Here is a 13,621-nt window from a genome sequence, read left to right as displayed (position 1 = left end):
GTCAACGACACACCCCGACGGCTATCCGCACACGCCACATCTCACATGCACAGAAACCGCCGGAGACGACGAACGGGGCCCGGGAGCGGGTGAAACGTTCAGGTGAGAACGCGGAAAACAAGGGCGGCGACTGCGCCGTCCCCTGCCGGTGAGGATGCACCGGCAGGCGACGGGCAACGACCACCACCACCGCGCCGGCGAACGGCGCGAGAAGCGGAGAGAAAAGGGAGGACAACGCCCGCTCCTCCGGCCGCAGGAAGCGGGCGTCTCTCCAGATATGACATCTCCTGATTCTCCGGACAATGGGGGAATCACGAGTGAGGGATCAAACGCTAACGGGCTACGGACTCCAGGCTGGAAAGGATCGCTTACCGGTTAATAACGATCGGCCTACGACCCCGTCACGCACTGGCGATCAACCCGGCCCCGTCGGTCAACTGCTGCGGAGACGGCGTGACGGGAGAGACATGTCTGGTTGGCACCACTCCACTCCCCTTCCCCCGGCATGGCCGCCGGACCGGTTCGAGGTCCGCTCGACCCGGCCCGTCCCGGACGGCGCCGCGGCCGATCGGTACCACTTCCCGCAGGCCGCCCACGAAGCCGCCTCCCGCCTCCGGGACGTACGCTTCGCGACGCAGATCCAGGTCGTTCGCATCGAGGACGGCGTCACCCTCTTCGATCTGGCCTCCGGGGTGGAGGTCCCCGTCGAACACTGGTGACCATCGGAGCGTGCCGGCAGGCTGCGGCAAGATGGATGCATGACGGCGAAGGACGGCGACGGCTGGGCCCTGTGCGCGCTGGGACACCAGCACTGGGGACTGTACGGCGCCGCCGGCCTGCTCACCGTGCACCACACGGTCGACGGCATGCCGTACGTGCTGATGCAGAAGCGTGCCTGGTGGAGCCATCACGGCGGGACGTGGGGCCTGCCGGGCGGCGCGTGCGACAGCCACGAGGACGCCGTCACCGGCGCGCTGCGCGAGGCCCGTGAGGAGGCGGCGCTGGACTCCGACCTCGTCCGGGTACGCGGACTCTACGTCGACGACCACGGCGGCTGGTCGTTCCAGACGGTGATCGCGGAGGCGGGGGGGCTGCTCGACGCCGCGCCCGCCAGCGGCGAGAGCGCGGACATGCGCTGGGTGGCGGCCGACGAGGTCGTGTCGAAGGAGTTGCACCCCGGCTTCGCCGACTCGTGGCCGAGAATCAGGCCCGCGCTGAGCCCGGTGGTCGTCGTCCTCGACATGGCCAACATCATCGGTGCGCGGGCCGAGCACGGCTGGTGGAAGGACCGCGCGGGCGCCGCGAACCGCCTGCTCAACGAGCTGGTCCCGCTCTGCGAGCAGGGCATCGGCGAGATGCCGGAAGGCGTGCCGGCCCTGACCCGATGGTTCCCGCGCATGGTCGTGGTGCTCGAAGGGGCGGCGGCCCGCGCCGCCGACCCGGGGCCGGTGACCGGCGACCTGACGGTCATGGTGGCCGGAGGCAGCGGGGACGACACGATCGTGGAGGCGGTGCGCGACGTGCGGCCGTGGGAGACCACCCTTGTCGTCACCGCCGACCGAGGGCTGCGCGAACGGGTGAAGGCCCTCGGCGCCATGGTCGCCGGTCCCCGCTGGCTGCTCAAGCAGCTCTGAACCGAGATTTTTATACCGTTCGTCCTATTTGGGCAGGATACAGCGTGTGATCCTGCTCTTCCGCCGACTGGCCACCACCTGGACCGCGACTGTTCCGATCCTCGCCGTGGCAGTGCTCGCGCTGGCGTGGGGCCGGACCATTCCTCCCGTCGTCGTGGTGATCGCGGCGCTCTTCCTCGCCGCTTCCGTGCTCGCGGCCGTGCACCACGCCGAGGTCATCGCCCATCGGGTGGGCGAGCCGTTCGGGTCGCTCGTGCTCGCCGTGGCGGTCACCGTGATCGAGGTGGCCCTGATCCTCAGCCTCACCGTGTCCGGAGGGCCGGCCGCGTCGTCGCTCGCCCGCGACACCGTGTTCGCCGCCGTGATGATCACCTGTAACGGGATCGTCGGCCTGTCGCTGCTGGTCGCGGCGCTGCGGCGGCGGGTGGCGATGTTCAACGCGGAGGGGACGGGAGGCGCGCTGGCCACCGTCGCGACCCTGTCCACGTTGAGTCTCGTCCTGCCGGCGTTCACCACCAGCAGCCCCGGGCCCGCCTTCGCCCCGGCCCAGCTCGCGTTCGCCGCGCTCGCCTCGATCGCGCTGTACGGCCTGTTCGTGCTCACCCAGACCCTGCGGCACCGCGACTACTTCCTGCCGGTGGAGTCCGGCGGCCACGGTGCGGACGCCGGCGAACACGCCCAACCCCCGACCACGCGGGCCGCCGCGGGCAGTGTGGCACTGCTGCTGAGCGCGCTGGTCGCGGTGGTCGGCCTGGCGAAGGTCGAGTCTCCCGCTATCGAGGCGACCGTACGCGCGGCGAGCCTCCCGCAGTCGGCGGTGGGCGTCGTGATCGCGCTGCTGGTGCTGCTACCGGAGACCCTCGCCGCCGTACGCGCGGCTCGGCGGGCCCGGGTGCAGGTCAGCATGAACCTCGCCTTCGGCTCGGCCATGGCCAGCATCGGTCTCACGATTCCGACGATCGCCGTCGCGTCGCTGTGGCTGAAGGGGCCGCTGCTGCTCGGGCTCGGCCCGACGCACATCGTGCTGCTCGGCCTCACGGTCGTCGTGGCGACGCTGACCGTGATGCCCGGCCGGGCCGGCCTTCTGCAGGCGGGCGTGCATCTCACGCTGTGCGCCGCATTCCTGCTCCTGGCGGTGAGCCCGTGAACGACAGCGACACGGAAAATGTGAGAGGCCGGATGACGCCCGGCCTCTCACGCCGGTCATGCGGTCAGCCGCGGGTCCACTTCTGGTTGGCTCCGCCGGTGCAGTCCCACAGTTGGAGGCGTGCGCCGTTGTTGGGGTTCACGTCCACGATGTCCACGCATCGGTTGGCTGCGGTGCTGACGAGGTCGCCCGCCGCGGTGAGCGTGAAGCGCTGGGCGCCGGTGCCGTTGCACGTGTAGAGCTGGATCGGCGTGCCGTTGGCGGTGCCGGCCGCCGCGGCGTCCATGCACTTGCCCATCGCGCGTACCGTGCCGTCGCCGTTGATCGTCCACTGCTGGGCGGCGGTGCCGTTGCAGTCGTACATCTGCAGCCGGGCGCCGTCGACGGGGTTCGCGCTCGGGATGTCGATGCAGCGGCCGTTCAGGCTGGACTTCAGCGCGCCGCCGGTCCCGCCTCCCCCGTCACTGGTCCAGCCGGAAACGCGGACCCAGTCGATCAGCATCGTCTGCGGGAACGACGTGGTGGAGTCGGGGTTGCCCGGCCAGTATCCGCCGACCGCCACGTTCAGGATCAGGAAGAACGGGTGGTCGAAGACCCACTGGTTGCCGCGGATGTCGGCCGGCGTGACGCGGAAGTACTCCGAGCCGTCCAGGTACCAGACGATGAGGTTGGGCGACCAGTCGACGCGGTAGGTGTGGAAGGCGTCGCCGAGCGGCGCGCCGATCGTCCGGTTGCCGCCGACCCCGCTGCCGCCGGAGTAGCCGGGGCCGTGCACCGTGCCGTAGACGGTGTTGGGCGTGTTGCCCACGTTCTCCATGATGTCGATCTCGCCGGTGTTCGGCCAGTTGCCGCCGCCGAGCATCCAGAACGCCGGCCAGATGCCCTGTCCCTTGGGAATCTTGATGCTCGCCTCGAAGCGGCCGTACGCCTGGCTGAACTTGTCGGCGGTCAGGATGCGGCCGGAGGTGTACTGGCAGGTGCCGTAGTGGCACTGGTAGTTGGACGGGTTCTCCTTGCGGGCGGTGATCGCGAGGTGTCCCTGTCCGTCGTGGTACACGTTGCGGGTCGAGTTGGTGTAGTACTCCAGCTCGTTGTTGCCCCAGCCGCCGCCACCGGTGTCGAACTTCCACTTGGAGCCGTCGACGGGCGTTCCCGCCGCGGCGTTGAACTCGTCCGACCAGGTGACGGGGCCGATGGCGGCTTCGGCCCGGTCGGCGCCCGTGCCGCCGACCAGGCCGCTGAGGGTGACGACCACGGCCGCGGCCATGATGAGGAGCCGGGGTTTGCGCATGGAGATCTCCGGTTGGTGGGGGGATGCCAGCAGGATCTCCGGCCCGCGCCGTCGCCGAGTGTGCGGGCGCGCGCCGGAGTGGTCCAGCGCTTCACGCAAGCTTTAGAGCTTGAATTAAGGCAACACCCTTACCGTACGGGCTGTCAATAGGCCTTGACTCGACCCTGTCAGCCGGGCCCGACGACCGGGCGGGGCGGCCGTGCGCCGGCTTGCCGTACGGGCAGGCGGTAGGTCTCGCCGCGCATGATGTAGTGGACCAGGTGCGACAGCCCCGCACGCCGCACGTGCTGCTGGAAGTCCTTCAACGGGGAGGCGAACGCCGCGTAGTCGTCGTAGTGGATGGGCAGGGCCGACTCCGGCTGCATCAGCCTGAGCCACTCCACCCCCTGGGCGCCGTCCATGGTCACCGTGACGCCGAGGATCCGCGTGCCGCCGAGGTGCACGATGCCGACGTCGATGTCGGGGAAGCGGCGCGGGATCTCCGACAGACACTCGTCCATGATCGTGTCGCCGCTTATGTGCATGCGCAGGTCCACCTCGCCCGCGTGCGCGAAGTCGAGCACGCTCCCCATCACCGGCGGCATCAGCGAGTTCGCCGGGCCCGGCGCGTGCCGGGCGGGCGTGGCCGTCACCGTGAGCGTGCCGTCCCCGTGGCGCTCGTGGTGGTACTCCCACGGCTCCAGGCCGACGGCGTGGCCGAATCCCTGGCGGCGCAGCCGGGCCGCCGCATGGCGGGTGGTGACGATCGGCAGGTCCTTGTCGAGGCCGTTCCTGGCGATCCTGTCCCAGTGGTCGCCGTGCATGTGCGACAGGACGACCAGGTCCAGCGGCGGGAGCTCCGTGACCTCCATCGCCGGCTCGGTGCGGCGGCGGGTGCTCACCCCCCAGCCGAGTTGGGCCCGCTGCCCCTGGTGCAGGAAGTTCGGATCCGTAAGCACAGTGAACCCGTGAGAACGGATGATCATGGTGGCGTTTCCCACGAAGAACACGGTCGCGTCCGCTGGATCGGGCATGACGCCTCCCCTCTCCCAGGCTTTCAGGCTACGTAAACCGCCATAAATCACCCGAAAGCGGGGGGTGGTTAGCTAGTCGGGGACGAGCGAGTACCCGAGCTGGTAGTACAGCTCCAGCAGGTCGAAATAGTCCCGGTGGGCGACCACGAGGTCGTTCTTCGCGTGACACGCCCCGCAGCCGCGCACGGTGATCCGCCGGCCGCTCGCGCCCACGACACCGTCCGGCAGCGCGAAGGACCCGGTGTGCGTGCCCGTCATCGTCCACTCGCTGAAGCCGGGGTCGGCGCACTCCACCCTGTTCCAGACCGTCATGGCCATGTCGGTGAAGCCCTTGAACAGGCTCTCCCAGTAGCCGACGATCTGCTCGCGCCCCTCGCACACGCCCAGCGGGGTGACCAGGACGGCGTGCCGGTCGTAGCACCTCGACAGCCGGTCCAGGTCATGCGCGTTCACCGCGTCCAGCACGCGGTCCGCAAGCTGTCGGCCGTCAGGCATGGCGGATCACTCCCCAGGGCGTACATCCACACGGTAACGCCGCCATGGCAAAGGCCGTCCGCAGGAGACGCAACACCGCCGGATGCAACGGGGGAAACGCCTGCCGGGTCCCCGGAGTCATGGACGACACCCGCAGCGGTACGCGGGCGGGATCGGCGCGAGGGCCGGCGCCGATCCCGCCGATCCGTCCGGCCTCGGGTCACGCGGGCCGGGGCCGTGCGGCGCGGGCCAGGGCGACCGCGCCCGCCGCGCCCGCCGCCGCGGCCAGCGCCAGCCACCAGGCGGTCGCGCCCATGGCCTCCGGCCGCGGCGGGTCGGCCAGGGCGAGGAACACCGCGCCGAACACCGCCACACCGCCGAGCTGGCCGAACTGCATGGTCGTCGTGAGCAGGCCGCTCGCGTCGGCGGCGCGGGCGGACGGCACGTGAACCAGGGCGTGGGTGAGCAGGCTGGTCGAGACGCCCAGCCCCGCGCCGTACATCACCAGCGCGGCCCACATCACCGGGCCGCCGGTCACCGAGACGGCCAGAGCCGCCGTGCCGAGGACGCTGAGCGCCAGCCCCGCCGGTGGCAGCAGGTGGTGGATCCGCCCCGGGAGCCCGCGCCAGTAGAAGCTGCCCAGCCCGAACGCCGCCGCCATCGGCAGGAACGTGAGCCCGGCACCCAGCGGGCTCTCCCCGAGGACGCCCTGCAGGTGCAGGGCGAAGGTGAACAGGAACCCGCCGTAGGCGACCATCAGGGCCATCAGCGTCGTCAGCCCCGAGGGCATGCCGGCCGCGCGCAGCACGTCCAGGTTCAGCAGCGGGTCGCCGCCCCGGGCCGCCGTACGGCGCTGGGCCACGACGAACACGGCGGCGAGCACGATCCCCGCGGCCATCGACGCGTACGTCCACACGGGCCAGCCGGCCTCCCGTCCCAGCACGAGCGGGAGCACGACCAGCAGCGTGGCGGGCAGCGCGAGCGCGAGGCCCCGCAGGTCGAGCCGGCGCTGGCCGCGCGCCCTGTCCGATGGCGCGTCCGACGGCGCGTCCGGCGGCACCAGCCGGGGCACCACGAGCGTCAGCAGCACGCCCACGGGCACGTTCACGAGGAACACCGGCCTCCAGCCGGTGCCGGCCAGGTCGGCGCCGACCAGCACCCCGCCCAGTGCCAGCCCGGCGACCGAACCGGCCGAGAGCACCGCGGTGTACGCGCTCAGCGCGGTGGCCCTGGCCCTGCCGGTGAACCTGGTCTGGATCACGCTCATGATCTGCGGGACCATGACCGCCGCCGCGGCTCCCTGGACGAACCTGAAGGCGATCAGCGTCCCGGCGTCGGGCGCGAGCCCGCACAGCAGCGAGCCCGCGGTGAAGCCCGCCACCCCGATCACGTACATGCGACGCCTGCCGTACAACGCGCCGAGCCGTGCGCCGGTGATCAGCAGGGTCGCGTACGCGATGATGTAACCGCCGACGACCAGTTGCAGCGCGGCGCCGGACGCCCCCAGGTCGGCGCCGATCCTGGGGATCGCCACGTTGACGATGTAGAGGTCCAGCAGCCCCATGAACTGGCCGGCGAGCAGCACCGCCAGCATCGGCCAGGGCCGCCCGGCACGGGCCGGCGCGGGGCGGACGGTATGGCTGAGTGTCACTTCGTGTCCTTCCGCAGTGGGTTCGCCGGTACGTACCGGGACCGGCCGGAAAACTCATCGGCGACCGATGAGTCCGGCCCGGCGCGGCGGTAGATACCGGTGACGGCCACGCGACGCGGGAGAACACATGTGGAGTGACGAGGAGTTCGAGCGGATCACCGGGCCCTACCGGCGTGAGCTGATGACGCACTGCTACCGGATGCTCGGCTCGGTGCACGACGCGGAGGACCTGCTGCAGGAGGTCATGCTGCGGGCGTGGCGGGCGTCCGGCGACTACGACGAGCGGCGGGCCTCCCCGCGCACCTGGCTCTACCGCATCGCGACGAACGCCTGCCTCACGGCACTCGACCAGCGCGGGCGCAGGGCGCTGCCGTCCGGCCTCACCGGCCCGTCCGACGACCCGGACGCGGGACCGCAACGGCGGCTGCCCGAGGTGACCTGGCTGGAGCCCGTCCCCGACGCGCTGGTGGACCCCGCCGCGGTCGTCGCGTCGCGGGGCGGGATCCGGCTGGCGTTCGTCGCGGCCCTGCAGCACCTGCCGCCGCGGCAGCGGGCGGTGCTCATCCTGCGCGAGGTGCTGGCCTGGCGGGCGAGCGAGGTCGCCGGCCTGCTGGAGACCTCGGTCGCGGCGGTCAACAGCGCCCTGCAGCGCGCCCGCGCCCAGCTCGCCCAGGCGGCTCCCGCGGAGGACGACCTTCTCGAACCGGACGACCCGGCCTGCCGCGACCTGCTCGACCGCTACGTCGCGGCGTTCGAGAAGGCCGACGTCGAGGCCCTGGAGCGGCTGCTGCGGGAGGACGCCGTCCTGGAGATGCCGCCGTTCCTGTCGTGGTTTTCCGGGCGGGAGGCGTTCGGCGGCTTCATCCGCTGGGTCTGCGCCACCCGGGGACCCTGGCGGATGGTGCCGACGCGCGCCAACGGGCAGCTCGCGCTCGCGGCCTACCTGGACGGCGGCGACGGCGTCTTCCGGGCCCACTCGCTCCAGGTGCTCGCGATCGCCGAGGACGGCATCGCGCGGAACGTCGTGTTCGGCGACCCCGCCCTGTTCGCCGTCTTCTCCCTGCCGCCCACGGCCTAGCCGTGCTCTAGGCCGTGGCCTCGCTCCGGCCGAGGAAGGCCGTGACCTCGCGGACGAAGGCGTCGGGGGCGTTCTCGTGCACCAGGTGCCCGGCCGGGATCATGACGTGCGCGGCGCCGGGGATGCGGCGGGCCATCTCGGCGACCCGGTCCTGGGGGATGTGGCTGTCCGGCCCGCCGCCGATCACGAGCGTGCGGGCGGTGATCCGGCTCAGCCGTCCCAGCCAGGCCGGGTCGGGGTGGTCGATCTGGGGCCTGACCGCCTCCACCATGGCCCAGTCGAACGGCAGCGGCCCCTCCGGCCGTACGAGCGGGGGCGGGTCGCGCGGCACCGGGGGCGGGACGTCCTCCAGGACCAGCGTCCGCACCCGGCCCGGCCGCTCCGCGGCGAGCAGGTAGGCGACGAGGCCGCCCATGGAGTGGCCGATCACGTCCACCGGGCCGAGCGACAGCGCGTCGAGGAAGGCGAGGACGTCGTCGCGCATCGGTTCCAGGCCGTAGTCCCCCGGCCAGTCGCTGGCGCCGTGGCCGCGCAGGTCCAGGGCGTACGCGTGCCGGTCGGCGGCCAGCGCGCCGGCCACGCCGTCCCAGCCGGCCATGCCCTCGCCCAGGCCGTGCAGCAGGATCAGCGGCGGGGCGTCGTCCGGACCGTACGTCCGGTACGCGATCCCGACGCCGTTGACCTGAACCCTCGCATGATCCGTCACCTTGCGACGATAACCCCCGGTAAACCTCTATGGGAGCAACAGGCACACCAAGTAACATGTCGCCGGAAAACGGGATGACCGTTGATCACGGATACGGCCGATCCCGCATGCCGGGTGGCCGGAAGGCTGCTCGTACGCGGGAGGTCAGGTGTCCGCAGTGCGGCGCGAGTTGTGGGCGCCGGTCGCGCTCTCCTATGTCACCTTCATCCTGGTCGGCCTGAGCTCCGGCGTCGGCGGGGTGCTGCTGCCGGCGCAGATCGACGACTACGGCCTCGACAAGGCCACGATCGGCACCCAGTTCTTCGCCTTCTCCGCCGGGTTCATGCTGTCCGGCTCGACCGCGGGCCCGCTGATCCACCGCCTCGGGATCCGGGCCTCGCTCATCCTCGGCGGCGGCACGTTCGCGCTGGCCGGCCTCTTCACGGCCGTGCGCCCGCCGTTCCTGGCCTTCCTGGTGGCCCAGATCGTGGCCGGGTACGGCACGGGCATCTTCGAATCGGTGCTGAACGCCTACCTCACCGACCTGCCCAAGGCGACGACGCTGCTCAACCGCCTGCACGCGTTCTTCGGCGTCGGCGCGCTGCTCGGGCCGCTGCTGGCCACCTGGATCCTGACCTTCCTGCCCTGGACGGCCGTGTGGCTGATCCTGGCCCTGGTCTGCCTGCCGCTGCTGATCGGCTTCTACCTGACCCTGCCCGCCCGCGAGGCCCCGCCGCCCGCGACGGCCGAGGAACAGGCGGAGCGTCCCGGTCTGCTGGCGACCGCGTCGCGGCAGCCCGCCGTCCTGCTCGGCGCGGTGTTCCTCGCCGTGTACGTCGGCCTGGAGATCAGCGTGGGAAACTGGGGATTCAGTTTCCTGGTCGACGAGCATGGACAGAGCGACCTGCTGGCCGGATACACCGTCTCCGGCTATTGGCTCGGGCTCACCCTGGGCCGCTTCCTGATCAGCCCGATCGCCACCCGGCTCGGCATGACCGCGACCGGGATGACCTTCCTCTGCCTGGCCGGAGTCACGCTCAGCACGATGCTGGCCTGGCTCGTGCCGGGCTCCGCGATGGCCAGCGTCAGCTTCGTGCTGCTCGGCTTCTGGCTCGGGCCGATCTTCCCCACCACGATGGCCGTGGCGCCTCGGCTCACCGTGGCCCGGCTGGTGCCCACCGCCATCGGGCTGATCAACGGGGTGTCGGTGGTCGGCGGCGCGGTGTTCCCCTGGCTCACCGGGGCGATCGCCCAGGGGGTCGGCGCCTGGACGCTGCCGCCTTTCGCCGTGTCGCTGGCCCTGCTGCAACTGGTCATCTGGTGGCTGGTGACCACTCGGATGGCCCCGGCCTCCCGCACCGCCTCCTAGCGCCCAGCTCCTAACGCCCAGCTCCTAACGCCTAGCTCCTAACGCCCAGCTCCTAGCGCCGGCGGCGGGACCTGGTCAGTTCGAACGCGGCGACCGTGGCGAGGCCGTACCCGAGGTGGGGGACCAGGTCGGCCGTCCAGCCGCCGACACCCCACTCACGCGGGTCGGTGAGCCCGAGCGCGGTCATCGGCGCGCTGCCCGCGACCGCCGCCGCCATGCCCACCCCGGTCGCCGCGACCGGGAGGCTGACCCTCCGCCGTACGGCATGGCGGAACAGGCCGTAGGCGAGGCCCACGCCGACGCCGGTGAGGATGCCGAGCATGGGCCCGAGCCCCTGCTCACGGTTGCGGGCGTCCTCCTCCTCGCCGAGGCCGACGTGGAGCCGCTCGCTGACCGCACCGGCCGCCTGCTCCGGCAGCGAGCTCGCCGGGCGGGCGCGCACCGCCATGTCCAGATAGGTGATCGCGTTGAGCACGGTCGTCCCGGCCGCACCCGCCGCCGCTCCCGCCGCCATGTCTCGATAAATCCCCATAGCGGTCGCCTAACCCGGCCGGGCCGCCTCAAACGACACGCGCCCGCGCCACGTTCAAGGGGCGATATAGGCTCGTCCGGGTGACGGTAAACGACACTCCGGGGGACGGAATGGATCGAGAGCTCACCCTCATGGCGGTGCACGCGCACCCCGACGACGAGGTGATCGGCACCGGCGGGATCCTCGCGAAGTACACGGCCCAGGGGATCCGCACGGTCCTGGTGACGTGCACCAACGGCGAGCAGGGGGACGGCCCCGGCGGGGTGAAGCCGGGCGAGCCCGGCCACGACGACGCCGCGGTCGCAGAGCGGCGGCTGGCCGAGCTGCGCGAGTCGGTCGCCCATCTGGGGATCGACCACCTGGAACTGCTGGGCTACCGCGACTCCGGCATGGACGGGTGGGACGGCAACGGCCACCCCGACGCGTTCGCGAACGTCCCGGTCGAGACGGCCGCCGGAAGGCTCACCGCGCTGATGGAGCGCTACCGCCCCCAGGTGGTCGTCACCTACGACGAGAACGGCAACTACGGGCACCCCGACCACATCCAGGCCCATCGCATCGCGGTCGCGGCGGCCGAGAAGACCGGGATTCCGGACAAGTTCTACTACACGGCCGTTCCGCGTGAGGGCATCCGGCAGATGTTCGAGTTCATGCGGGCGAACGGCATGGCTCCGGACGACTTCGAGCTCCCCGACGACTTCGGCACGCCCGACGAGCTCATCACCAGCGTCGTGGACGTCTCGCCGTACGTGGAGAACAAGCTGAAGGCGCTGGCGGCCCACGCGAGCCAAGGCGAGAACATCCCCTTCCTGCGGATGCCGCCGGAGGCCCAGCACCAGGCGTTCTCGCGCGAGTACTTCATCCGGACGACGTCCCGGGTGGCAGCCCCCGACCACGAGGACGACCTGTTCGCCGGCCTCCGCTGAGTTCGCGCCCGCTCGGCCGGCTGCGAGCGGCCTTCAGGGGAGGCGCTGGAGGGAGACGGTCTGCCGCCAGTGCTCGGCGGCCTGCGCCATGTCGCGGCTGAGGAGCTCGAAGAACCGGCTGGTCGTCCGCAGCCGCAGGCCCACCGGCGTGCCGGCGCCGAAGACGTCCGCCCCACGCCGTGTGGTGTCCGCCCACAGTGTCATCGACCTGGCACTCTCCGACCAGGTGCGATACCAGACGTCGACGGCGACGGCGTAACGCTCGCGCCGGCCCTCGCGTCCACGGCTGACCAGGCCGCGCTGTTCAAGCCACCGGATGGCCTTGGAGATCGACGCCGGACTCACGTGCAGGCGTTGGACCAGTTCCGCGGCGGTCAGGCTGGCGCCGTCGCTGACGAACAGCGCGGCGAACACCCTGGCCGTCAGCGGTGACATGCCCGTCTGGATCATCATTGCGGTGAAGTCCTCGGTGAACTCCTGGACCGTGCGGGCGTCCCGATCGCCGTACGTGTCCGGGAGTTCGGGCGGCGGGACCTGCCGGCGCCGCCGGGCGCGCCAGTTCGTCGCCTGCTGGGCGTGGTGGGCCCGATAGCCGTGCGGGCCGCCGTTCCGGGAGATCTCGCGGCTGACGGTCGACCTGGGCCGCCCCAGCCGCCGGGCGATCTCCGCGTAGGTCAGCCCGTCCCTCAGCCCTTCGGCGATGCGGCGTCGGTCGTCGAAGCTCAGGCGGCTTCGCGCGGGCATCCGATCCTCCTCGTCGTTCGTCGGATCGTCCCAACCGGTGGTGGCCGGGCGCAACACGACGGCGCGTACGGTGCGTTCTGCGACAGCTCTTTGCACCACTCGAAGGGCGTCTAGCTGGGAATATACGAGAAGCTCGTTGCCGTGGGACGAAATGCGTCCCTAGCCTTTCCCCAGTCGTGAACGGCGTGCCGTCCGTGCCGGCCTGCCGGCCCACGGAGTCCCCATCCGGGAGGTCTGATCATGAAGGTCGTACTCGTCACCGGGGCCTCGTCCGGCATCGGCAAGGCCACCGCGCTGGAACTCCTGCGGGCGGGTCACATCGTGTACGGCGCGGCCAGGCGGGTGCGGAACATGGACGTCATCGGCGACGCGGGCGGGCACGTGCACCCGATGGACGCGCGCGACCCCGCTGATCTGGAGCGGGTCGTCCGCACCATCGTCGAGGAGCAGGGCCGGATCGACGTCCTCGTCAACAACGCCGGCACCGTGGTGCACGGCGCGGCCGAGGACGTCCCCCTGGAGTTGGCGCGCGACCAGTTCGAGGTGAACCTCTTCGCACCGGCCAGGCTGATCCAGCTCGTCCTGCCGCACATGCGCGAGCGGGGGTCCGGCACGATCGTCAACGTGTCGTCGATCGGCGGCGAGATCGCGTTGCCGCTGGGCTCCTGGTACTACGCGACGAAACACGCTCTGGAGGCGTACTCCGACTCGTTGCGCATGGAGGTCGAGCCCTTCGGGATCGAGGTCGTCGTGATCCAGCCCGGAGTCATCAAGACGGGGTTCGAGGATCACACCGCGCAGGACCTGCGGGAGATCTCCGGTGCGACCGCCTACGGGGCGATGGCCGAGGCCATGGCCAGGCGGAGCGAGACGCAACTCGGCGCGGACAGTCAGGCCTCCGATCCCGGCGTCGTGGCCGCGGCCATCCGCGAGGCCGTCGAAGCCGCCAAGCCCGAGACCCGCTACGTCGTCGGCTGGTTGGCCGACAGACTGCTCGAACTCAACAGGACGCTGCCGGACCGCGAGTTCGACAAGCTCGTCACCGGCTCCATCCGATAGCCAGACCCTGCGCGCCCG

14 protein-coding genes are annotated in these 13,621 nt (G+C 71.3%); 7 read left to right on the top strand and 7 right to left on the bottom strand.

The genetic code is table 11. The features are described 5' to 3' along the window. Window positions 1–467: 467 nt before the first annotated feature. Genes ACIBK1_RS03855 through ACIBK1_RS03845 form a run of 3 tightly spaced genes read left to right on the top strand, consistent with a single transcriptional unit; the run spans window position 468 to window position 2,781 of the window. Window positions 468–719 carry a hypothetical protein gene (locus tag ACIBK1_RS03855; RefSeq protein ID WP_030510952.1) on the top strand — a complete coding sequence of 84 codons (252 nt, stop codon included), beginning with the start codon at window positions 468–470 and terminating at the stop codon, window positions 717–719. Window positions 720–758: 39 nt separating this feature from the next. Beyond that, window positions 759–1,634, top strand: coding sequence for an NUDIX hydrolase (locus ACIBK1_RS03850; protein WP_396732083.1), 876 nt, complete (start codon window positions 759–761; stop codon window positions 1,632–1,634). A 46-nt stretch (window positions 1,635–1,680) separates the two neighbouring features. Beyond that, window positions 1,681–2,781 (top strand): calcium:proton antiporter, encoded by a 1,101-nt coding sequence (locus ACIBK1_RS03845; protein ID WP_030510954.1) that lies wholly within the window; start codon window positions 1,681–1,683, stop codon window positions 2,779–2,781. 64 nt (window positions 2,782–2,845) lie between these two features. Here the strand turns inward: ACIBK1_RS03845 and ACIBK1_RS03840 are convergent, their stop codons facing one another. The 4 genes from ACIBK1_RS03840 to ACIBK1_RS03825 all read right to left on the bottom strand — a co-directional run bounded on the left by ACIBK1_RS03840 (window position 2,846) and on the right by ACIBK1_RS03825 (window position 7,210). Beyond that, window positions 2,846–4,171 (bottom strand): family 16 glycosylhydrolase, encoded by a 1,326-nt coding sequence (locus ACIBK1_RS03840; protein WP_396732082.1) that lies wholly within the window; start codon window positions 4,169–4,171, stop codon window positions 2,846–2,848. A 68-nt stretch (window positions 4,172–4,239) separates the two neighbouring features. Further along, window positions 4,240–5,085 (bottom strand): MBL fold metallo-hydrolase, encoded by an 846-nt coding sequence (locus tag ACIBK1_RS03835; protein WP_396732079.1) that lies wholly within the window; start codon window positions 5,083–5,085, stop codon window positions 4,240–4,242. Between the two features lie 72 nt (window positions 5,086–5,157). Continuing rightward, window positions 5,158–5,580: a nuclear transport factor 2 family protein gene (locus ACIBK1_RS03830; protein ID WP_396732076.1), complete on the bottom strand. Its 423-nt coding sequence runs from the start codon at window positions 5,578–5,580 to the stop codon at window positions 5,158–5,160. 199 nt (window positions 5,581–5,779) lie between these two features. Continuing rightward, on the bottom strand, window positions 5,780–7,210 hold the full coding sequence (locus ACIBK1_RS03825) for an MFS transporter (RefSeq protein ID WP_396732073.1): 1,431 nt from the start codon (window positions 7,208–7,210) through the stop codon (window positions 5,780–5,782). Window positions 7,211–7,337: 127 nt separating this feature from the next. Between ACIBK1_RS03825 and ACIBK1_RS03820 the strand changes: the two genes are divergently transcribed. Further along, a complete protein-coding gene (locus ACIBK1_RS03820; protein ID WP_030510959.1) occupies window positions 7,338–8,288 on the top strand; it encodes a sigma-70 family RNA polymerase sigma factor in 951 nt (316 codons plus the stop codon). A gap of 7 nt (window positions 8,289–8,295) precedes the next feature. Here the strand turns inward: ACIBK1_RS03820 and ACIBK1_RS03815 are convergent, their stop codons facing one another. Then, window positions 8,296–8,994, bottom strand: coding sequence for an alpha/beta fold hydrolase (locus ACIBK1_RS03815; RefSeq protein ID WP_036408336.1), 699 nt, complete (start codon window positions 8,992–8,994; stop codon window positions 8,296–8,298). Between the two features lie 148 nt (window positions 8,995–9,142). Between ACIBK1_RS03815 and ACIBK1_RS03810 the strand changes: the two genes are divergently transcribed. After that, complete coding sequence (locus ACIBK1_RS03810; protein ID WP_197042843.1) at window positions 9,143–10,342, top strand: MFS transporter; 1,200 nt, start codon at window positions 9,143–9,145, stop codon at window positions 10,340–10,342. Between the two features lie 52 nt (window positions 10,343–10,394). Here ACIBK1_RS03810 and ACIBK1_RS03805 read toward each other — a convergent pair whose 3' ends face one another. Further along, a complete protein-coding gene (locus ACIBK1_RS03805) occupies window positions 10,395–10,874 on the bottom strand; it encodes a hypothetical protein (RefSeq protein ID WP_231514097.1) in 480 nt (159 codons plus the stop codon). Between the two features lie 80 nt (window positions 10,875–10,954). Here ACIBK1_RS03805 and ACIBK1_RS03800 point away from each other — a divergent pair, with 80 nt between their 5' ends. Beyond that, window positions 10,955–11,800: a PIG-L family deacetylase gene (locus ACIBK1_RS03800; RefSeq protein WP_396732068.1), complete on the top strand. Its 846-nt coding sequence runs from the start codon at window positions 10,955–10,957 to the stop codon at window positions 11,798–11,800. Window positions 11,801–11,833: 33 nt separating this feature from the next. Here the strand turns inward: ACIBK1_RS03800 and ACIBK1_RS03795 are convergent, their stop codons facing one another. After that, on the bottom strand, window positions 11,834–12,544 hold the full coding sequence (locus tag ACIBK1_RS03795) for a helix-turn-helix domain-containing protein (protein WP_142619189.1): 711 nt from the start codon (window positions 12,542–12,544) through the stop codon (window positions 11,834–11,836). 240 nt (window positions 12,545–12,784) lie between these two features. Between ACIBK1_RS03795 and ACIBK1_RS03790 the strand changes: the two genes are divergently transcribed. Next, entirely contained in the window at window positions 12,785–13,603 is an 819-nt protein-coding gene (locus ACIBK1_RS03790) for an oxidoreductase (protein ID WP_396732066.1), read from the top strand. Window positions 13,604–13,621: the final 18 nt, after the last annotated feature.

It is taken from the genome of Microbispora rosea, assembly GCF_044460045.1.
Taxonomy (GTDB): Bacteria; Actinomycetota; Actinomycetes; order Streptosporangiales; family Streptosporangiaceae; genus Microbispora; species Microbispora rosea.
Note: the sequence above shows the minus strand (reverse complement) of the source record. Positions and strands in the feature narration are given on the sequence as shown.

Excerpts from the sequence above, each read along its gene's own strand:
- ACIBK1_RS03795 (WP_142619189.1), bottom strand. The coding sequence starts at position 12,544 with ATGCCCGCGCGAAGCCGCCTGAGCTTCGACGACCGACGCCGCATCGCC.
- ACIBK1_RS03850 (WP_396732083.1), top strand. The coding sequence starts at position 759 with ATGACGGCGAAGGACGGCGACGGCTGGGCCCTGTGCGCGCTGGGACAC.
- ACIBK1_RS03820 (WP_030510959.1), top strand. The coding sequence starts at position 7,338 with ATGTGGAGTGACGAGGAGTTCGAGCGGATCACCGGGCCCTACCGGCGT.
- ACIBK1_RS03830 (WP_396732076.1), bottom strand. The coding sequence starts at position 5,580 with ATGCCTGACGGCCGACAGCTTGCGGACCGCGTGCTGGACGCGGTGAAC.
- ACIBK1_RS03805 (WP_231514097.1), bottom strand. The coding sequence starts at position 10,874 with ATGGGGATTTATCGAGACATGGCGGCGGGAGCGGCGGCGGGTGCGGCC.
- ACIBK1_RS03790 (WP_396732066.1), top strand. The coding sequence starts at position 12,785 with ATGAAGGTCGTACTCGTCACCGGGGCCTCGTCCGGCATCGGCAAGGCC.
- ACIBK1_RS03855 (WP_030510952.1), top strand. The coding sequence starts at position 468 with ATGTCTGGTTGGCACCACTCCACTCCCCTTCCCCCGGCATGGCCGCCG.
- ACIBK1_RS03835 (WP_396732079.1), bottom strand. The coding sequence starts at position 5,085 with ATGCCCGATCCAGCGGACGCGACCGTGTTCTTCGTGGGAAACGCCACC.